Source organism: Massilia orientalis (genome assembly GCF_030411975.2).
Lineage (GTDB): Bacteria > Pseudomonadota > Gammaproteobacteria > Burkholderiales > Burkholderiaceae_D > Telluria > Telluria orientalis.
Map to the genome: position 1 here is coordinate 37,582 of NZ_JASNRB020000022.1, position 19,512 is coordinate 57,093.

The 19,512-nt window shown below is 68.8% G+C and carries 16 protein-coding genes; 12 read left to right on the forward strand and 4 right to left on the reverse strand.

Annotated elements, in window-relative coordinates:
• Positions 1–82 precede the first annotated feature (82 nt).
• From QPK29_RS27290 to thiD, 3 genes are read right to left on the reverse strand one after another with little or no spacing between them, the layout of a single operon-like run.
• Positions 83–1,360 (reverse strand): NRAMP family divalent metal transporter, encoded by a 1,278-nt coding sequence (locus QPK29_RS27290; protein ID WP_056129979.1) that lies wholly within the window; start codon positions 1,358–1,360, stop codon positions 83–85.
• Between the two features lie 16 nt (positions 1,361–1,376).
• Positions 1,377–2,678 (reverse strand): glutamate-1-semialdehyde 2,1-aminomutase, encoded by a 1,302-nt coding sequence (hemL, locus tag QPK29_RS27295; RefSeq protein ID WP_371768953.1) that lies wholly within the window; start codon positions 2,676–2,678, stop codon positions 1,377–1,379.
• Positions 2,679–2,717: 39 nt separating this feature from the next.
• Positions 2,718–3,539: a bifunctional hydroxymethylpyrimidine kinase/phosphomethylpyrimidine kinase gene (gene thiD, locus QPK29_RS27300; protein WP_056129983.1), complete on the reverse strand. Its 822-nt coding sequence runs from the start codon at positions 3,537–3,539 to the stop codon at positions 2,718–2,720.
• A gap of 94 nt (positions 3,540–3,633) precedes the next feature.
• On the opposite strand from thiD, the gene QPK29_RS27305 reads away from it, so the two are divergent.
• The 6 genes from QPK29_RS27305 to QPK29_RS27330 all read left to right on the forward strand — a co-directional run bounded on the left by QPK29_RS27305 (position 3,634) and on the right by QPK29_RS27330 (position 13,090).
• The gene (locus QPK29_RS27305) at positions 3,634–3,786 is read left to right on the forward strand and encodes a rubredoxin (RefSeq protein WP_029755924.1); all 153 of its coding nucleotides are present in this window, start codon (positions 3,634–3,636) and stop codon (positions 3,784–3,786) included.
• A 174-nt stretch (positions 3,787–3,960) separates the two neighbouring features.
• Positions 3,961–4,362 (forward strand): response regulator, encoded by a 402-nt coding sequence (locus QPK29_RS27310; protein ID WP_056129984.1) that lies wholly within the window; start codon positions 3,961–3,963, stop codon positions 4,360–4,362.
• Between the two features lie 22 nt (positions 4,363–4,384).
• A complete protein-coding gene (locus tag QPK29_RS27315) occupies positions 4,385–4,753 on the forward strand; it encodes a response regulator (RefSeq protein WP_036235745.1) in 369 nt (122 codons plus the stop codon).
• 1 nt (position 4,754) lies between these two features.
• Positions 4,755–5,270, forward strand: a complete 516-nt coding sequence (locus tag QPK29_RS27320; protein ID WP_371768954.1) for a chemotaxis protein CheW — start codon at positions 4,755–4,757, stop codon at positions 5,268–5,270.
• 34 nt (positions 5,271–5,304) lie between these two features.
• The gene (locus QPK29_RS27325) at positions 5,305–7,644 is read left to right on the forward strand and encodes a methyl-accepting chemotaxis protein (RefSeq protein WP_371768955.1); all 2,340 of its coding nucleotides are present in this window, start codon (positions 5,305–5,307) and stop codon (positions 7,642–7,644) included.
• 19 nt (positions 7,645–7,663) lie between these two features.
• Complete coding sequence (locus QPK29_RS27330; RefSeq protein ID WP_371768956.1) at positions 7,664–13,090, forward strand: hybrid sensor histidine kinase/response regulator; 5,427 nt, start codon at positions 7,664–7,666, stop codon at positions 13,088–13,090.
• Positions 13,091–13,179: 89 nt separating this feature from the next.
• Here the strand turns inward: QPK29_RS27330 and QPK29_RS27335 are convergent, their stop codons facing one another.
• The gene (locus QPK29_RS27335; RefSeq protein WP_371768957.1) at positions 13,180–14,628 is read right to left on the reverse strand and encodes a cryptochrome/photolyase family protein; all 1,449 of its coding nucleotides are present in this window, start codon (positions 14,626–14,628) and stop codon (positions 13,180–13,182) included.
• Between the two features lie 221 nt (positions 14,629–14,849).
• Between QPK29_RS27335 and QPK29_RS27340 the strand changes: the two genes are divergently transcribed.
• Genes QPK29_RS27340 through QPK29_RS27365 form a run of 6 tightly spaced genes read left to right on the forward strand, consistent with a single transcriptional unit; the run spans position 14,850 to position 19,415 of the window.
• Positions 14,850–15,464 carry a YqgE/AlgH family protein gene (locus QPK29_RS27340; protein WP_371769171.1) on the forward strand — a complete coding sequence of 205 codons (615 nt, stop codon included), beginning with the start codon at positions 14,850–14,852 and terminating at the stop codon, positions 15,462–15,464.
• A gap of 33 nt (positions 15,465–15,497) precedes the next feature.
• A complete protein-coding gene (gene ruvX / locus QPK29_RS27345; RefSeq protein ID WP_056130004.1) occupies positions 15,498–15,893 on the forward strand; it encodes a Holliday junction resolvase RuvX in 396 nt (131 codons plus the stop codon).
• Positions 15,877–16,404 carry a bifunctional pyr operon transcriptional regulator/uracil phosphoribosyltransferase PyrR gene (gene pyrR / locus QPK29_RS27350; protein WP_056130006.1) on the forward strand — a complete coding sequence of 176 codons (528 nt, stop codon included), beginning with the start codon at positions 15,877–15,879 and terminating at the stop codon, positions 16,402–16,404. The genes ruvX and pyrR overlap by 17 nt, the downstream gene beginning before the upstream one ends.
• Positions 16,397–17,362, forward strand: a complete 966-nt coding sequence (locus QPK29_RS27355) for an aspartate carbamoyltransferase catalytic subunit (RefSeq protein WP_036235592.1) — start codon at positions 16,397–16,399, stop codon at positions 17,360–17,362. The genes pyrR and QPK29_RS27355 overlap by 8 nt, the downstream gene beginning before the upstream one ends.
• 10 nt (positions 17,363–17,372) lie before the next feature.
• Positions 17,373–18,659, forward strand: a complete 1,287-nt coding sequence (locus QPK29_RS27360; protein ID WP_056130008.1) for a dihydroorotase — start codon at positions 17,373–17,375, stop codon at positions 18,657–18,659.
• A complete protein-coding gene (locus QPK29_RS27365) occupies positions 18,660–19,415 on the forward strand; it encodes a lysophospholipid acyltransferase family protein (RefSeq protein ID WP_371768958.1) in 756 nt (251 codons plus the stop codon).
• The last annotated feature ends 97 nt before the right edge of the window (positions 19,416–19,512 follow it).

A 19,512-nucleotide genomic window follows, 5' to 3' on the forward strand; every position in this document is an offset into this window, starting at 1 on the left:
GATGGATGGTCGATGTGGAGCGCATCGTACATACGGTCGTCGCGTCGGTGCAGCCCCACGCGTGGGGGAGACGATCAACCCGTCACATCGTTGCAAACATGGCCACGACGGCCACCAGCATCACCGCCACGCCGATCCAGCCGATCACGGTATGGCGCGTCGACAAGGTGTAGCCGCCCATGATCTTGCGGTTATGCGCGAGCAGCATCATGACGGCCATGATCGGCACGGCGATGACGCCGTTGATCTGCGCGGACAGCACCAGCGCCGCGATCGGGTCGACCGGCGCGAAGTCGAGCGCGACGCCGCCCAGCGTGGCCAGCGCGATGATGCCGTAGAACTCGCGCGCCTCGACGACCTTCAGGTCCATGCCGTTGCGCCAGCGGAAGCTCTCGGTGACGGCATACGCGGCCGATCCGGCCAGCACGGGCACGGCAAGCATGCCAGTGCCGATGATGCCCAGCGCGAACGCGAGGAACGCGAACTCGCCCGCCACCGGCCGCAGCGCCTCGGCCGCCTGCGCGGACGACTGGATGTCCGTGATGCCGTGCGCGCCCAGCGTGACGGCCGTCGTCAGCATGATGAAGAAGGCGACGAGGTTGGAAAAGCCCATGCCGATCAAGGTGTCCGACTTGATGCGCCTGAGTTGCGCGGCGGCGTCGCGCGGGCGCGTGCGCAGGGCGCGTGTGTGGTGGTCGTTGCGGATCTCCTCGACTTCCTGCGACGCCTGCCAGAAGAAGAGGTAGGGGCTGATCGTCGTGCCGAACACGGCGACGATGAGGGCGACGGCATCCTTCGTGAAGGTGAAATGGGGCCACACGGTGCGCGCGAAGACTTCCGTCCACGGCATGTGCACGGCGAAGGCCGTCGCGACGTAGGCCAGCAGGCCCAGGGTCAGCCATTTCAGGTAGCGCACGTAGGCGGCATACGGCAAAAAGACCTGCAGCGCGAGGCACAGCAGGCCGAAGCCGAGCGCATACAGGTGGCTGGAGCCGGTGCCCGTCACGAGGCGCAGCGCCTCGCCCATCGCGGCGATGTCGGCCGCGATGTTGATGACGTTGGCGACGAGCAGCAGCGCGACGATGGCGTACAGCAGCCAGGGCGGATACGCGCGGCGGATGTTGGCCGCGAGCCCGCGCCCCGTCACGCGCCCGATGCGCGCCGACACGAGCTGGATGCCGACCATGAACGGGTAGGTCAGCACGAGCGTCCACAGCGTGTTGAAGCCGAATTGCGCGCCGGCCTGCGAATACGTCGCGATGCCGGACGGGTCGTCGTCGGCCGCGCCCGTGATCAGGCCGGGGCCGAGCGATTTCAGCGTGGCGTTGTCGGTGAGGCGGCGGAACAGCTTCAGCGGCATGTCGGGCCGGGCGCGATCACGCCAGGCGGGCAAACACGCGGCGGGCCGCTGCGACCGTCTCGGCGATCACGGCATCGTCGTGCGTGGCCGAGACGAAGCCTGCTTCGAACATCGCGGGCGCGAAGTACACGCCTTCGTCCAGCATGCCGTGGAAGAAGCGGTTGAAGCGCTCCTTGTCGCCGGCCATCATCTGGCCGTAGCTGGACGGGATCGTGTCGGCGAAATACAGGCCGAACATGCCGCCGACGCTGTCCGCGCAGAACGCGATACCGGCTTCCTGCGCGGCGGCCGTCAGGCCGTCGACCAGCTTCTTCGTCTGCGCCGTCAGGTGCTCGTAGAAGCCCGGCTGCTGGATCAGCTTCAGGGTCGTCATGCCGGCGGCGACGGCGACCGGGTTGCCGGACAGCGTGCCCGCCTGGTAGACGGGGCCGATCGGCGCCATCTTCTGCATCAGGTCCGCGCGGCCGCCGAACGCGGCGACCGGCATGCCGCCGCCGATGACTTTGCCGAGCGCGGTCAGGTCCGGCACGATGCCGTACAGCGTCTGCGCGCCGCCGATGCCGACGCGGAAGCCCGACATCACTTCGTCGAAGATCAGCACGGTGCCGTATTCCGTGCACAGTTCGCGCATGCGCTGCAGGAATTCCGGCGTCGCGCGGATCAGGTTCATGTTGCCGGCCACGGCTTCCACGATCACGCAGGCGATGGTGTCGCCCATCGACTGGAACGCGTCTTCCAGCTGCGGGATGTTGTTGTAGTCGAGGACGATGGTGTGCTTGACGAAGTCTTCCGGCACGCCGGCCGACGTCGGGTTGCCGAACGTGAGCAGGCCCGAACCGGCTTTGACCAGGAGGGAATCGGCGTGGCCGTGGTAGCAGCCTTCGAACTTGACGATCTTGTCGCGGCCCGTGGCGCCGCGTGCGAGGCGCAGCGCGCTCATCGTCGCTTCCGTGCCGGACGAGACGAGGCGCACCTGTTCGATCGACGGCACGAGGCGGCAGATCTCCTCGGCGATCTCGATCTCGCCCTCGGTCGGCGCGCCGAACGACAGGCCGCGCGCGGCCGCGTCCTGCACGGCCTTCACGACGTCCGGATGGGTGTGGCCGACGATGGCCGGGCCCCAGGAGCCGATGTAGTCGATGTAGCGCTTGCCGTCCGCGTCCCAGAAATACGGCCCCTCGGCCCGCGTGATGAAGCGCGGCGTGCCGCCGACGGAGCGGAAGGCGCGCACGGGCGAGTTCACGCCGCCCGGCGTGGTCTGCTGGGCGCGGGCGAACAGGATGTCGTTTTTCGAAGTGGTGTCGGACGTAGCGGTCATGGTTGTCTGGATGAATCCCGGGCGCAGGCGCCGGCGGGGTTAGCAGGCCGCGCCGGGAGCGCGGAAGATCTTGTTCGGAATCAGCCGGCCCATGCCGAAGCGGCAGGCGTTGGCGAGGGTGCCGGTGAGGTAGTCCTGGGCGCCGGGCAGGGCGTCCGCCGCATCGGCACCGCGCGCCATCCGCGCCACCAAAGCGGCCGACAGCGTGTTGCCGGCGCCGACGAACGGACCGGGCAGGAGCTGGGCCCAGGGCAAGGCGGTGGCCAGGCCGTCCGGCTCGTACAACTCGTTGCAGCGGCTGCCGTCGCCGCCGCCGACGCCCGTCACGAGCACGTGGCCGCAGCCGAGGCCCGTCAGCTCCGCCGCGTCCTCGGCGACGGTGGCGATGCTGCCCGGGTCGCGCCAGCAGTCGGCCAGGCGCGCCAGTTCCGGCTGCGACAGCATGAACACGCTGGCCTGCGGCACGAGCAGTTGATGAATGAGGGTCAGCATGTCATCGTCGCGCGGGCCGCAATCGGGCAGCGACGACGTGAACGGGTCGAGCACGAGCGGCACGTCGGCATAGTCGGACACGATCTCCGCCACCGCCGCGATCTGCTCCAGGCTGGCCAGGGTGCCGACCTTGATGGCGGCCACCGGCATGTCCTCGAGCAGCATGCGCGCCTGTTCCACGACGAGCGAGTGGTCGGTCGGCTGGATGTCGTCCACGCGCGCGGAATCCGCCACGAGCAGGCCCGTCACGACCGAGAGGGCGTGGCAGCCATGCATGGCGAAGACGGTCACGTCGGACTGGATGCCCAGCGCCCCGACCGGGTCGGCGGGCCCGAACGTGAGGATGAGTGGAGACGTTTGGTTTTGCACAGCGGGTAGAATACTATACCTTTCCCCCCCATTTTATCTGAACCGAAAAGAGGAAATCGAAGTGAGTACTGAAACACAGGTGTACCAGACGTGGATGTGCCTGATCTGCGGCTGGGTCTACGACGAAGCCGCCGGCGCACCGGACGACGGCATTGCGCCGGGCACCCGCTGGGCCGACGTGCCCATGAACTGGACGTGCCCGGAATGCGGCGCGCGCAAGGACGACTTCGAAATGACCGCGATCTGAGCGGCTCAGTGCTATCGATATTTGTCGGTTCATCAACGGGAAATAACGTCCCGCCAATGTTTCGTGTCATCCAGTCAATGAGTCGTCCTACGGCAAGTTGACGTATCGCAACACTTCATGCACAAGCCGCAGCCCCTATGCTATCTTGCGGGTTCATGCTGAAGTGAAACGAATATGACGACGCAACCGACAGGCCTGACGATCATGGTGATCGACGACAGCAGCACGATCCGTCGGTCCGCCGAAATCTTCCTGACGCAGGCCGGCTACCGCGTGGTGCTGGCCGAAGACGGCTTCGACGCGCTGGCCAAGATCAACGACCATCATCCGTCCCTGGTGTTCTGCGACATCCTGATGCCGCGCCTGGACGGCTACCAGACCTGCGCGTTGATCAAGAAGAGTGCGAAATTCCATGCCACGCCGGTCATCATGCTGTCCTCCAAGGACGGCCTGTTCGACCGTGCGCGCGGCGCGATGGTGGGCTCGAGCGCCTACCTGACCAAACCTTTTTCCAAGGACAGCCTGCTGGCGGCCGTGCGCGACCATGCGCAGGGCCGGACCGACGCGGCTGCCTGATTCCAACGTTGCGGAGCCCACCGTGGCCATACAAAAAATCCTGATCGTCGACGATTCCCCGACCGAACGTTACTACCTGACCGACATCCTCGTGCGCAACGGCTTCACCGTCACCACCGCCGACAACGGCGAGGAGGCGCTCGCCAAGATCCGCGCCGAGCGACCGGAACTGATCCTGATGGACGTGGTGATGCCCGGCGCGAACGGCTTCCAGGTGACGCGCTCGATCGCGCGCGATCCGGAGCTGGCGTCCGTCCCCGTCATCATCTGCAGCAGCAAGAACCAGGAAACCGACCGCATCTGGGGCATGCGCCAGGGCGCGAAGGATTATTTCGTCAAGCCGGTCGATCCGGCGAAGCTGCTGGCCACGATCGCCACGCTCGGCGCCTGAGATGGACGTCAGCGACGCCGCCGGACAGAAGGGCGCGGCCAGGCGCGCGCGCCTGCGCCAGTACCAGGAACAGCTGCTCGAGCGCATGCAGGCCGCGCGCACGAGCTGCGGCGCGCGCGCGCACCAGCTGGGCGTGGAGATCGGCGGCGTGCGCTACCTGCTCGACCTCGTCGAAGCGGGCGAGATCGTGCCGCTGCCGCCGCTGGCCGCCGTGCCGCTCACGCAGCCGTGGTATCTCGGCCTCGCGAACGTGCGCGGCAACCTGCTGGGCGTCGTCGACCTGGCGCGCTATCTCGATGCGGAGGCGGCGCCAACGCCCGGCACGCGGCTCGTGACGTTCGGCCCCGCCCTCGGTTTTCCGTGCGCGCTGCTGGTGGCGAAGGTCGTCGGCCTGCGCCACGCGGCCGACATGCAACCTGCCGACGGCCGCCTGCGCGACGCCGACGGCCAGGAATGGACGCCGCTGTCGCTCGCCGCCCTCGCGCGCGCGGACCGCTTCCTGCAAGTGGCACGCTAATCATTTAAAAAACAGGTTCTGTACTGGAGCTGGCATGGGATTCGTATCCAAACTGTCGATGAATTTCTTCCCCAAGGACGGGGGCGGCGACGCGCAGGCGTCCGGCACGGTGCTGGCGTCGCCCGACACGCAGTTCGGCCCCGGCACGGTGCCCGCCGGCCCGGTCAGCGGCAAGGCGCCGACGGGTTCCGCCGATGACGCCGCGCTGCGCCTCGGCCAGCTCGCCCGGCGCAAGCGCCGCCATGCGGAGGAAGCTGCCAGTGGAACGGGCGGCGACGACGACCTGCGCCTGCCGCTCATCGGCCATCTGTCCCTGCCGCGCCAGCTGCGCATCCTGCTCGTCGCCTTCGGCATCGGCATCCTGCTCACGCTGCTGTCGCTGTGGCGCAATGCCGGCAGCGGCGCGATCGCCAGCGGCCAGACCCAGATCGCCAGCGAAGCGCTGATGCACTCGCAGCGCGTGGGCAAGGCCGCGCCGAATGCGATGCAAGGCGTGCCGGACGCGTTCACGCAGCTGCAGGACAGCCGCATCGCCCTGGGGCACGACCTCGACCTGCTGGCCCGCGGCGGCGACTTCAACGGCAACGCGATTCCCGCGTCGTCGGGCGACCTGGCCGCGCAGCTGGCCGCCGTGCGCAAGAAGTGGAACGTGTCCGACGCGGCCGCCGCCAGCATCCTCAAGATGAAGCCCGAGCTGGTTGCCTTCGACAAGAACCTGAAGCAGCTCGACGTGCTGGCGCCGGACATGCTGGCGCTGACCGAAGACATCCTCACCGAACGCACGGCGCGCGGCGGCAGCGCGCGCGAACTGGCGGCGCTGGGCCGCATGATGATGCTGACGCAGCGCCTGTCGCGCAGCGCCAGCGAATTCCTCACGTCGGGCGGCATCCGTCCCGAGACCGCGTTCCAGATGGGCCGCGACACGACCACGTTCCGCGCCACCGTCGACGGCCTGCTGAACGGCAGCGCCGCGCTGGGCCTGGCCGCGCTGCGCGACCCGGCGCTGCGCGCCAAGCTGGAGGAAGTGCAGTCGAAATTCGACATCTGCCAGAAGCTGATCTCCACCTTCCTCGACAAACTGTCCGACATGACGGCCGCCAAGGCCGCCGAGCAGACGATCTTCCGCGACAACGAGACGCTGCGCCGCCAGCTGACCGGCCTGCAGGCGTCGTACCGCGCCGGCGAGGGCAGCACGGGTATGTGGCTGTGGGTGCTCGTGGCGGCATCGATCTTCACCCTCGTCACGGCGGGCAGCATCTCGCGCGTGATGCTGCAGGATTCGCGCAACCGCACCCGCGGCGCCGACGCCCGCCGCCAGGAAGCGGAGGCGATGCACCTGCTGGCCCAGGCCAAGGAAGAGGAAGCCAAGGCCACCAACGACCAGAACCAGGCCGCGATCCTGCGCCTGATGAACGAATTGCAGGAAGTGGCGGACGGCGACCTGACGGTCTATGCCACCGTCTCGGAAGACATCACGGGCGCCATCGCCGACTCCGTCAACTACACGGTGGAAGAACTGCGCGGCCTCGTCGTGCGCGTGATCGATACGGCGGAAAAGGTGACGCAGGCGTCGAACGATGCGCAGCAGGTGTCGAGCCGGCTGCTCGTCGCGGCGGGCCAGCAGGCGCGCGAGATCCAGGACACGTCGGCCACGATGCTGCGCATGGCCGGCGAGATCACGGACGTGTCCAGCTCCGCGAAGGAGTCGGCCGAGGTGGCGCGCCAGTCGGTGGCGGCGGCGGAGCAGGGCGCGACGGCGGTGCAGAACGCCATCCGCGGCATGGGCGAGATCCGCGAGCAGATCCAGGAAACCTCCAAGCGCATCAAGCGCCTGGGCGAATCGTCGCAGGAGATCGGCGAGATCACCGAACTCATTTCCGACATCACGGAACAGACCAACGTGCTGGCGCTGAACGCCGCCATCCAGGCCGCGTCGGCCGGCGAGGCGGGGCGCGGCTTCTCGGTCGTGGCGGAAGAGGTGCAGCGGCTGGCGGAACGGTCGGCCGAAGCGGCCAAGCAGATCGGCGCGCTGGTGCGCACCATCCAGACCGACACGCACGACGCCGTGGCGGCGATGGAAAAGTCGACGCAGGGCGTCGTCGAGGGCGCGCGCACGACCGACGCGGCCGGCGCGGCGCTGGCCGACATCTCGCGCGTGTCGAACCGCCTGGCGGAGCTGATCCAGGGGATGGCGGTCGCCGCGGGCTTGCAGGCGACGTCCGCGAACGGCGTGGCGCATAATATGCAGCACATCCTCGCGATCACCGAACAGGCACAGGGCGGCACGCAGCAGACCGCGCAGTCGATCCGGCAGCTGGCGGAACTCGCGCAGGAACTGAAGAATTCGGTGTCGCGCTTCCGCGTCGCCGCCTGAGCATCTCACTTTTGCCCACATGACCCAGTTTTCGCACGCGTCTTCCGCACCGCCTTTCGACACCGGCCCCCTGTCCTGGGTCATCGGTGAAATCCGCGACGCCCTCGGGCGTTCCGCCAAGGCGCTGCAGGATGCGGCCGGCCGCACGCCGGAAGCGCAGCCCACGCTGCTGCTGCATGCCAAGTCGCACCTGCACCAGGCTCACGGGGCCCTGCAGATGGTCGACGTCGCCGGCGTCGAACGCCTGAGCGAGGCGGCCGAACAGGTCATCGACCGCTTCAAGGACGGTACCCTGGCGCTCGACCCCGAGCGGGCCGGCGCCGTGGGCGAGGCGTACCGGGCGCTCGTCGAATACCTGGAAGAGCTGCTGGAAGGCGCGGCGCCGCAACCCGTGCGCCTGTTCCCGTACTACCGCGCGCTGCAGGAACTGCTGGGCGTGGAACGCGTCCACCCGGGCCAGATGCTCGTGCTGGACCTTGCGCCGGCCTTGCTGCCGGGCGGCGGCGCCGGCCCGACGCCGGACTACGCCGCGACCCGCGCCGCATTCGAGAAGGCGCTGCTGCTGTTCCTGCGCAGCCAGGATGTCGACGCCCAGCGCGGCCAGGCGGCCGCCATGCGCGATGCATTGGCGAGCGTCGTCCACGGCCAGCCGCAGGCGGAGGCCCACGCGTTCTGGCTGGCGCTGCAGGCCGTCGCCGACCTCGTCGCGAACGGCCAGGTGGCGCCCGACCTGTACGTGAAGCAGCTGTTCGGCCAGATCAACCTGCAGCTGCGCCGCGCGGTACAGGGACATACCGAACTGCCGGAAGCGCTGCTGCGCGACGCGCTGTTCTTCATCTCGGCCGCGCCGGAACCTACCCTTGATGCGCGCCAGCTGCGCGACGCGTACCACGTCGGCGGCCAGGTGCCGGCCGATTACCTGGAACGCCGCTACGGCAAGGTCGATCCGGAGCTGCTGAAGGATGCCAAGGAAGCGCTGATCGAGACCAAGCAGGGGTGGGACCGCGTCGCCACGGAAGGCGGCGACGTGCTCGATGGCGGCTTCAACGACGCGCTGGCGAAGCTGGCGGGCGCCAGCGAGAAGCTGGGCGCACCGCAGCTCGCGCACCTGCTGCGCGAACTGGGGCAGGCCGCCAGCGAATCGATGGCGGGCGGCCGCAGCGACCAGTTCAGCCTCGAGATGGCCGAGGCCATGCTGTTCGTCGAGCATGGCCTGGACCAGGTGCGCCAGTTGCCCGAGGACTTCGGCCAGCATGCGGAAGCCGTCGGCCAGCGCCTGCTCGCGCTGGCGCACGGCGCGACCCCGCCGGACGCGCCGGTGTGGCACGGCGAGATGGCGCGCGAGCTGCAGCAGGGCCAGACCGTCGCGGTGCTGGCGGGCGAGATCCGCACGGGCCTGCGCCAGGTCGAGAAACTCATCGACGACTACTACGAAGACGCGGCACGCATCGCGGCCCTGGAACAGGTCGATCCACTGCTGCACCAGCTGCAGGGTGCGCTGGCCATCCTCGACCAGGAGCAGGCCACGCAGGCCGTCGACCACGTGCGCGCCCAGGTGCGCACGCTGATCGAGACGCCGCCGGATGCCGCGGCGCGCGGCGCCGTGCTGGACAACCTGGCCCGCAACATCGGCGCGCTCGGCTTCTTCACCGACGCGCTGGCGCAGAACGTCGACGGCGCGCGCCGGCGCTACCGCTTCGATGCGGCGGCGGGCCTGTTCCACGAGCTGCCGCTCGAAGCACCGGCACCTTCGGAGTCGCAGGCCGTGCCGGTGGCGGCACCGGACGCCGTCGACGCCGAACTGCTGGAGATCTTCATCGGCGAGGCCCGCGAAGTGCTGGACGTCGTCGGCACCGCATTGCCGGCCGCCGAAGCGAATCCGGCCGACCAGGACACGCTCACGCGCCTGCGCCGCGGCTTCCACACGCTCAAGGGCAGCAGCCGCATGGTGAACCTCGAACAGTTCGCCGCGGCGGCGGCGGCCATCGAGAAGGTCATGAACCTGTGGCTGGCCGAGGCGCGCGCCGCCACGCCGGACCTGCTGGCACTGCTCGCGCAGGCGCATGCGGAGCTGGGCGCGTGGGTCGATGAACTCGCGGCCGGCGGATCGCAGCGCGATGGCGCGGCGCTCGTGCAGGCAGCCCGGCGCGTGCAGGACGGTGGGCTGTTCGCGCTGGCGGAAGCGCCGGCGCCGCTCGTGTCGACGCCGGAGGTGCCGGCGGTCGATGCACCGGCCGAGCTGGCACCGGAAACGGTCGGCGCGCTCGATACCGTGCCCGCCGCATCCGAGCCGTCACCGGAACCGGTCGAACCCGCCGCCGGCTTCGAGGTCGCGCCCGACGAGGCGCCCGCGCCGCTCCCGGCCCTGTCCACGGACGAGCTGCCGGACAACGTGCTCGCGTTCCCCGTGTCGGAAGCGAACGTGCGGCACGTGGGCGACCTGGAGATTCCGCTCCCGCTGTACAACATCTACCTCGGCGAGACCGAGGAACTGGTGCGCACGCTGGCCGACGACTTCGCCGGCTGGCGCGCGGAACCGCTGCGCGCCGCGTCCGCGCAGGCCCTGAAGGCGGCGCACACGCTGGGCGGCACGTCGGCCACCGTCGGCTTCAACGCGCTGCGCGAACTGGCCGTGGCGCTGGAAGAAGCGCTGCAGGTCGCCGTTCCGCCGCTGGACGGCGCCCAGTTCGACCTGCTGGACGAGACGGTCGAGCGCGTGCGCATCATGCTGCAGGTGTTCGCGCTGGGCGAACTGGCGCCCGCGCAGCCGGAACTGCTGGCGCGCCTGGAAGCGCTGCGCGATGCGCTGGGCCGCCAGCGCGCCGACGCCGTCATCGCCGACGCCGAGCCGGAACTGGCGCAGCGCCTGGACGCGCTGTTCGCCGCCACGTATGCGAGCATTCTGGCCGATCCGCCGCTCGCCACCGGCACGCCGTCGCTGCCCGCCAGCACGGAACTGGCGCCGCGCGCGCCGGCACCGCGCCAGGACGATCCGGCCGTGAGCGCCGTCGACGATCTGTTCGATGCGTACTTCGACGATCCGTTCGCCGCGCCGACGCTGGAGCAGGCCGAACCCGCGCCCGCACCGGTCGAAGCGGACGAGGTCATCGACATCGATGCGTTGTTCGACATCCCGGTGCCCCTACCCGAACCCGAGCCCGAACCCGAACCCGAACCCGAACCCGAGGCGCGGCCGGACCCCGTCGCCGAGCCGGAAGCGGACGCGGTGCTGGCCGCGGAGCCGGTATTCGTCGACGACCTCGACGCGGACCTGCTGCCCGTCTTCATGGAAGAAGCGGCGGACCTGCTGCCGCAGATCGGCAACGGCCTGCGCCAGTGGCAGCAGAACCCGGCCGACGCGGCCGTCGCGCAAGGCCTGCTGCGCGCCCTGCACACGGTGAAGGGCAGCGCGCGCATGGCCGGCGCGATGCGCCTCGGCCAGCACACGCACGCGCTGGAAACCCAGATCGAGAACATGCTGCACGCCGGGACGACGAACCCGGCCGCGTTCGACGAACTGCTGGCCAACTACGACCAGGCGCAACTGCTGTTCGAGCAGTTGCAGCAGCCGGCGGCGCCGGTGCTCCAACCCGCAGCGGCACCGGAACCCGCGGCGCTGCCGGCAGCGCCCGCGGACGAGCAGGCCGCGCGCGCGCCGCTCGTGCGCGTGCGCGCCGACATCCTCGACCGCCTCGTCAACCAGGCCGGCGAGGTGTCGATCACGCGCTCGAAGCTGGAGACGCAGGTCGGCACGCTGAAGGGCATGCTGGCCGAATTCTCCGACAACCTCGCCAACCTGCGGCGCCAGCTGCGCGAAGTGGAGATGCAGGCGGAATCGCAGATCGCGTCGCGCCTGTCGATCGCGGGCGAGCGCGAATTCGACCCGCTCGAATTCGACCGCTTCACGCGCCTGCAGGAACTCACGCGCATGATGGCCGAGAGCGTGAACGACGTCGGTTCGTTCCACGACGGCCTCGCGCGCACGGTGGAAACGGCGGCCGACGACCTGGCCGCGCAGTCGCGCCTCACGCGGGAGCTGCAGCGCGACCTGATGCGGGTGCGGATGGTGCCGTTCGCGAGCCTGTCCGAGCGCCTGTTCCGCGTCGCCCGCCAGACCGCCAAGGAAATGGACAAGCGCGTCAACCTGGACATCCGCGGCGGCGGCGTCGAGATCGACCGCAGCGTGCTGGAACGCATGGCAGCGCCGTTCGAACACCTGCTGCGCAACGCCATCGTGCACGGCATCGAGCCGCGCGAGCAGCGCCTGGCCGCCGGCAAGCCGGAGACGGGCGAACTGCTCGTGCAGGTGAGCCAGCAGGGCAACGAAGTCGAGATCCGCTTCGCCGACGACGGCGCAGGTCTCGACCTGGGCCGCATCCGCGCCAAGGCGGCATCGCTCGGACTGTTGGCCGACGGCGAGGACGTGTCCGACCAGGACGCGGCCGAGCTGGTGTTCGAGCCGGGCTTCTCGACGGCGGACACGCTGACGGAACTGGCCGGCCGCGGCGTCGGCATGGACGTCGTGCGCTCGGAAGCGCACGCGCTGGGCGGCCGCGTCGACGTCGAGACGACGCCGGGCCGCGGCGCCGCCTTCGTCATCCACCTGCCGCTCACGCTGGCCGTCACGCAGGTCGTGCTGGTCGCCAGCGGCCCGCGCACGCATGCGCTGCCGGCCGTGCTGGTCGAGCAGGTGCTGCAGGTGCGCGAGGCGGAGCTCGATGCGGCCTTCGCCGCGGGGGCGATCAACGTCCACGGCGAGAGCGTCCCGCTGCATTACCTGCCCGCGCTGCTGCACGAACCCGGCGGCGCCGGTGGCCAGCGCTCGTCGCCGGTGCTGGTCCTCAGGAGCGGCAACACGCGCGTCGCCGTACGGGTGGACGAGGTGCTGGGCAACCGCGAGGTCGTCATCAAGAACATCGGGCCGCAGCTGGCGCGCATGCCGGGCATCGCCGGCGCCACGGTGCTCGGTTCGGGCGAGATCGTGCTGATCCTCGACCCGGTGCAGCTGGCGGGACAGGGCGCGCGCCCCGGCCGTGCCGTGGAGATGCCGGCACCGGCGCCGGCCGCGCGCATCGCGACCATCATGGTCGTGGACGATTCGCTCACCGTGCGCAAGGTCACCCAGCGCCTGCTGGAGCGCGAAGGCTATCGCGTGCTGTTGGCCAAGGACGGCGTCGATGCGCTCGAGCAGATGCAGGAGACGCGTCCGGACCTGATGCTGGTCGATATCGAGATGCCGCGCATGGACGGCTTCGACCTCACGCGCCACGTGCGCGGAGACGCTGCCACGGCGGCGCTGCCGATCATCATGATCACGTCGCGCACGGCGGACAAGCACCGCAACGTGGCGCTGGGGCTCGGGGTCGATGCGTATTTCGGCAAGCCGTACCAGGAAGATGCGTTGCTGGCGGCGATTACGGGATTGCTCGAAACTCGTAACACATGAACGTCGCCCCCGCGGAGGCGGGGGCCCAATTTGCACGCGTTTCGGCCGCGCATGCAGAACTCGGATTCCCGCCTCCGCGGGGATGACGTTTACAGGTCACGGATCGCCTTGAAGCGCGCGAGTGTTTTCTCTCTCGCTGCTTCGTGGTCCACCACCGGCACCGGATAATCCTTCCCGAGCACGACGCCGGCCTCCTGTAAAACCTCCGGCTTCGCCAGCCACGGCGCATGCATGGCCGCCCCGCTCAAGCCGGCCAGCTGCGGCAGGTACTGCCGGATGAACGCCCCGTCCGGATCGAACCGCTTCGACTGCGTGACGGGATTGAAGATGCGGAACCACGGCTGCGCATCGCACCCCGTCGACGCCGCCCATTGCCAGCCGCCGTTGTTCGACGCCAGTTCGTAATCGTTCAGCTTCAGCGCGAACCACCGTTCGCCGCGGCGCCAATCGATGCCGAGGTCCTTGGTCAGGAAGCTGGCCGTCACCATGCGCAGGCGGTTGTGCATGAAACCCGTGCGTTCCAGCTGCAGCATCGCGGCGTCGACGAGCGGATAGCCCGTGCGGCCCGCGCACCACGCGTCGAACAGCGCGTCCGCCTCCGCACCGTCGTCCCACGCGACGGCGTCGAAGGCGGGCTTGAACGATTGCGTGACGACGCGCGGATGGCGCGCCAGGATCATCATGTAGAACTCGCGCCAGATCAGTTCCGACAGCCACACGGGCGCACCGGCACCGCCGCTGCCGTCGGCGATGCGTTCCTGCAGCATGGCGACGAGGCGGCGCACGGACAGCGTACCGAAACGCAGGTGGATCGACAGGCGCGACGTGGCGTCCAGGGCCGGGAAGTCCCGGTCGTGGTCGTAGCGCGCGAGACGCTGCCCGAATTGCGCCAGCAGTGCTTCCGCACCCGTCATGCCGGGATGCGCGATGGGTGCGGCATTCGGAACGAAACCGAGATCGGCCAGCGCGGGCGGGGCGTGATCCGCGGGCGCCGGCGCGAGCGCGCCCGCGTGCGGGGCCGTCTCGTACGGCCGCAGCGCCTCCGGTTCGCGCGCGAGGCGTTTCAGCCACGCGTTCTTGTACGGCGTGAAGACCGAATAGGGGCCGCCGGCCAGCGTCAATACTTCGTCCTGCTCGAAGATGACCTGGTCCTTGAACGTCTGCAGGCTGCGGCCGGCCGCGCGCAGGGCGCCCTGCACGGCGCGGTCGCGGGCGATGGCCTGCGGTTCGTAATCCCGGTTGGCGAACACGGATTCCGCATCCAGTTCGGCCGCCAGCGCCGGGATCACCTGCGCGGCGCGCCCGTGCCGCACGATGAGGTAACCTCCCATTGCATGCAGGCGCGCATCCAGCTCGCGCACGCTGTCGAGCAGAAATTGAATGCGCCGGTCGTCGGACGGCAGACCGGCCAGGATGTCCGTATCGAACACGAACACGCCAACCACCCGGCGTGAGGAGAGCAGGGCGTGATGTAGCGCGGCATGGTCGTCCACGCGCAAATCGCGCCGGAACCAGACCAGCGAGTTTCTCAGAGTCATCTTCTGTGTGTTGAGTCAATGCAGTCCAGAATTTTACTGTCTACCATCTCTCAGGTTTGCCCCGCCGACCGGCTTCCGTGGCCGGTCGGGCAATTCGGTGTAAACTAGCGAAAAGTCCAGCTTTTCAGCATAGCAATGCCGCGGTAACCCCAGAGAGTGAGCCAACAGAGAGTATGAGCATGAAAAAAAGTAAGGTCGGCAAGCCTCTAACCATGCCCGGGATGCCCCAGGAAGACACGCCTCTCCTCGGCACGTTGAGTGCATCCACGTCCCAGCTGAACCTGGCTAATCATTTCCTGATTGCCATGCCGTCCATGAATGACCCGATCTTCGGCGGCACTGTCGTGTATATCTGCGAGCACAACGAGAAGGGCGTGCTCGGCGTCGTCATCAACAAGCCCACCGACATGACCATGGACGTGCTGTTCGACCGCATCGACCTGAAAGTGGCGGAAGGGCTGCGCGCCAGCGTCGAGGACGCGCCGATCATGTTCGGCGGCCCGGTCCAGGACGACCGCGGCTTCGTGCTGCATTCGCCCGGCGGCCGCTATTCCTCGTCGCTGAGCGTCACCGACGACGTCGCGTTCACGACGTCGATCGACGTGCTGGAAGCCGTCGCCAACGGCACCGGCCCGCACCGCATGCTCGTCTCGATCGGTTATGCAGGGTGGAGTCCGGGCCAGCTGGAAGAAGAGATCGCCCGCAACGGCTGGCTCACGGTGAGCGCCGACGCGCGCGTGCTGTTCGACCTGCCGATCGAGGAGCGCTACAACGCGGCCATCAAGCTGCTGGGGATCGATCCCCTCATGCTGGCTTCCGAGGCCGGCCATGCTTGACGGGCGCTTTACAACCCGGAGTCGACGCAGGTAATGGTCGACATCGTTCTAGGCTTCGACTTCGGCATCAAGCGCATCGGCATCGCCATGGGAAATACGCTGACGGGACAGGCGCAACCGCTGTCCGTCATCAAGGCGGTCGACAATACGACCCGCTTCAAGGTCATCGGCGACCTGATCGAACAATGGCGCCCCGCGCGGCTCGTCGTGGGCGAGCCGCGCCATCCGGACGGCGCGGAGCACGAGATGACCCTGCGCGCGCGCCGCTTCGCGAATCAGCTTAACGGCCGCTTCAACCTGCCCGTCGAACTCGTCGACGAGCGCTACTCGTCGGCCGTCATTCCCGCCAAGCGCGGCGAGATCATCGACGCCAAGGCCGCCGCCATCATTTTGCAACAATACTTTGACGATCATGCCAACTCATATTAACGACGCGGATGGCCTGGATGCCGAGGCCCTGTACCGCGACCTGCTCGCGCAGGTGCGCGCGGGTCTCACGGGCGTGGCGGATGCCGCCATCGTCGGCATCCACTCGGGCGGCGCCTGGCTCGCGGAACGTCTCGCGGCCGACCTGGGCCTGCAATCCCGCCTGGGCTTCATCGACGTCTCGTTCTACCGCGACGACTTTGCCCGCAAGGGCCTGCATCCGGACGTGAAGCCGACCCGGATCGAATTCAACGTCGACGGCGCGACCATCGTGCTCGTCGACGACGTGCTGTACACCGGCCGCACGGTGCGCGCGGCGATCAACGTGCTGTTCGACTACGGCCGTCCGCAGCGTATCATGCTGGCCGCGCTGGCGGACCGCGGCGGCCGCGAACTCCCGGTCGCCGCCGATTTCGTCGGCGCGCACGCACAGCTTGCCCCTGGCCGCTCGCTCGCGCTCGCGCGTGACCCGAACGGTCGACTCTCGCTCACGATCGAAGACGACAATGCATAACCCGCAACTGAACAAGAACGGCGAACTGCAGCACCTCCTTACCATCGAGGGACTGCCCAAGGCCATCATCAACCACATCCTCGACACCGCCTCGAGCTTCGTGAGCATCTCCGACCGCGAGGTCAAGAAGGTGCCGCTGATGCGCGGGAAAAGCGTCTTCAACCTGTTCTTCGAAAACTCGACGCGCACGCGCACGACGTTCGAGATCGCGTCGAAGCGCCTGTCGGCCGACGTCATCAACCTGAACATCGCCGCCTCGTCGACGAGCAAGGGCGAATCGCTGCTGGACACGATCGACAACTTGTCGGCCATGCACGCCGACATGTTCGTCGTGCGCCACGCGCAGTCGGGCGCGCCGTACCTGATCGCCAAGCACCTGAACGACACGCAGCAGAACCACGTGCACGTGGTGAACGCGGGCGACGGCCGCCACGCGCACCCGACGCAGGGCCTGCTCGACATGTACACGATCCGCCACTACAAGAAGGATTTCACGAACCTGCGCGTGGCCATCGTCGGCGACATCCTGCACAGCCGCGTGGCCCGTTCGGACATCCACGCGCTGACGACGCTGGGCGTGCCGGAAGTGCGCGCCATCGGCCCGCACACGCTGCTGCCGGGCGGCCTGGAACAGATGGGCGTGCGCGTGTTCACGAACATGGACGAGGGTCTGAAGGACGTCGACGTGATCATCATGCTGCGCCTGCAGAACGAGCGCATGTCGGGCGCGCTGCTGCCGTCGGCCGGCGAGTATTTCAAGAGCTACGGCCTGACGCCGGAGCGCCTGGCGCTCGCGAAACCGGACGCCATCGTGATGCACCCGGGCCCGATGAACCGCGGCGTGGAGATCGATTCGGCCGTGGCGGACGGCGCCCAGGCCGTGATCCTGCCCCAGGTCACCTTCGGTATCGCGGTCCGCATGGCCGTCATGAGTATCTTAGCCGGTAGTCACACTTAAATTCGCACGTATGAATAACTTGCACATCAAGAACGGGCGCCTGATCGACCCGGCGGCCGGCATCGACGCCGTCCAGGACCTCTACATCGCCGACGGCAAGATCGCCGGCATCGGCAACGCACCCGCCGGCTTCACGGCCGCGCGCACGATCGACGCCGCGGGCCTCGTCGTCGCGCCGGGCCTCGTCGACCTTTCCGCCCGCCTGCGCGAGCCGGGCTACGAATACAAGGCGACGCTGGAATCGGAAATGCAGGCCGCGGTGCAGGGCGGTGTGACGACGCTCGTGTGCCCGCCCGACACCGACCCCGTGCTGGACGAGCCGGGCCTCGTCGAAATGCTCAAGCACCGCGCGCGCCTGCTGAACCAGGCCAACGTGCATCCGCTGGGCGCGCTGACCGTCGGCCTGAAGGGCAAGGCGCTGACCGAGATGGCCGAGCTGACGGAAGCCGGCTGCATCGGCTTCGCGCAGGCCGAGGAACCGATCGAGGACACCACCGTGCTGTTGCGCGCCATGCAGTACGCGAAGACGTTCGGCTACACCGTGTGGCTGCGCCCGCAGGACCCGCACATCGGCCGCGGCGGCATTGCCCACAGCGGCCCGCTGGCGTCGCGCCTGGGCCTGTCCGGCGTGCCGGTGATGTCAGAGACCATCGCGCTGCACACGATCTTCGAACTGATGCGCGCCTCCGGTGCGCGCGTGCACCTGTGCCGCATCTCGTCGGCCGCCGCGCTGGACCTGATCCGCGCCGCCAAGAAGGAAGGCTTGCCGGTCACGTGCGACGTCGGCGTGCACCACCTGCACATGACGGATGCCGACATCGGCTTCTTCGATTCCAACGCGCGCCTCACGCCGCCGCTACGCAGCCAGCGCGACCGCGACGCGATCCGCGCGGCCGTCCAGGACGGCACCGTGGACGCCGTCTGCTCGGACCACACTCCGGTCGACGACGACGAGAAGCTGCTGCCGTTCGCCGAGGCCTCGCCCGGCGCCACCGGCCTGGAACTGCTGCTGTCCTTGATGCTGAAATGGGCGGCCGAGCAAGGCAACGATGGGAAGGCATTGTCGACCGCGCTGGCCAGGATCACGAGCGATCCGGCGCGCACGGCGGGCCTGTCCGCCGGCACGCTGGCACAGGGCGCAAGCGCGGACGTCGTGCTGTTCGACCCGGACACGCGCTGGACCGTCAACGCGGCCGCCCTCGCGAGCCAGGGCAAGCACACGCCGTTCCTCGGCTACGAACTGGCTGGCCAGGTAAAGGCGACGATCGTCGCCGGCCACGTCGCGTTCGAACGCTGATTGAAGATCAAGCTCGCGTGGCGCCTCGCGCGCCTCGTCCTCCACCTGGTCCAGGGCCTGGTCACCTGCGCCCTCGTGTTCCCGTGGGCGGGCGATGCCCTGCGCGAGCGCCTGATCCAGCGCTGGTCGGTACGCCTGCTGGGCATCTGCCGCGTGCGCCTCGAGCGCGTGCCGGGCGAGGACTCGCTGGCGCACGCGCTCATCGTCGCGAACCACATCTCGTGGCTCGACATCTTCGTCATCAATGCCGTGCACCCGTGCCGCTTCGTGGCCAAGGCCGAGATCCGCGCCTGGCCCGTGGTCGGCTGGCTCGTCGCGCAGGCGGGCACGGTGTTCATCGCGCGCGGCAGCCGGCGCGACCTGCGCCACATCTTCAAGGGCCTCGTGGAAGTCCTCGGCCAGCACCGCCGCGTGGCGTTCTTCCCCGAGGGGACGACGGCCAGCCAGGGCACGGTGCTGCCGTTCCACGCCAATCTGTTCGAAGCCGCCATCGACGCCGCGGTGCCCGTGCAGCCGGTCGCGCTGGCCTATGTCGACGCGGACGGCGGCTGGCATCCGGCCGTCGACTACACGGGCGAGACGACGTTCGTCGACAGCATCGTGCGCATCCTCGGCGGTGAACCGGTGGTCGCGCGGCTGGCCTGCCTGGCGCCGATCCCGGCGGCGGGCGCGCACCGGCGCGAGCTGGCGCAGGCGGCGCATGACGCGATCGCGGGGGCGCTGGGGCAGGGTGCGCAACCTCCGGCGATCAGATAACCCGTTAGCCTAAAAATCGTCATTCCCGGGCCAGACGCTCCCCTTGGCGGGAATCCAGGTTCGAGCCTATCGAAACGCATGCAAAATTGGGTCCCCG

Bases quoted from the DNA above. Each gene is read 5' to 3' on its own strand.
- QPK29_RS27290 (WP_056129979.1), bottom strand. From the start codon at position 1,360: ATGCCGCTGAAGCTGTTCCGCCGCCTCACCGACAACGCCACGCTGAAA.
- QPK29_RS27310 (WP_056129984.1), top strand. From the start codon at position 3,961: ATGACGACGCAACCGACAGGCCTGACGATCATGGTGATCGACGACAGC.
- ruvX (WP_056130004.1), top strand. From the start codon at position 15,498: ATGGTCGACATCGTTCTAGGCTTCGACTTCGGCATCAAGCGCATCGGC.
- hemL (WP_371768953.1), bottom strand. From the start codon at position 2,678: ATGACCGCTACGTCCGACACCACTTCGAAAAACGACATCCTGTTCGCC.
- QPK29_RS27340 (WP_371769171.1), top strand. From the start codon at position 14,850: ATGCCCCAGGAAGACACGCCTCTCCTCGGCACGTTGAGTGCATCCACG.
- QPK29_RS27330 (WP_371768956.1), top strand. From the start codon at position 7,664: ATGACCCAGTTTTCGCACGCGTCTTCCGCACCGCCTTTCGACACCGGC.
- QPK29_RS27355 (WP_036235592.1), top strand. From the start codon at position 16,397: ATGCATAACCCGCAACTGAACAAGAACGGCGAACTGCAGCACCTCCTT.
- QPK29_RS27325 (WP_371768955.1), top strand. From the start codon at position 5,305: ATGGGATTCGTATCCAAACTGTCGATGAATTTCTTCCCCAAGGACGGG.
- QPK29_RS27360 (WP_056130008.1), top strand. From the start codon at position 17,373: ATGAATAACTTGCACATCAAGAACGGGCGCCTGATCGACCCGGCGGCC.
- pyrR (WP_056130006.1), top strand. From the start codon at position 15,877: ATGCCAACTCATATTAACGACGCGGATGGCCTGGATGCCGAGGCCCTG.
- QPK29_RS27305 (WP_029755924.1), top strand. From the start codon at position 3,634: ATGTGCCTGATCTGCGGCTGGGTCTACGACGAAGCCGCCGGCGCACCG.
- QPK29_RS27320 (WP_371768954.1), top strand. From the start codon at position 4,755: ATGGACGTCAGCGACGCCGCCGGACAGAAGGGCGCGGCCAGGCGCGCG.
- QPK29_RS27335 (WP_371768957.1), bottom strand. From the start codon at position 14,628: ATGACTCTGAGAAACTCGCTGGTCTGGTTCCGGCGCGATTTGCGCGTG.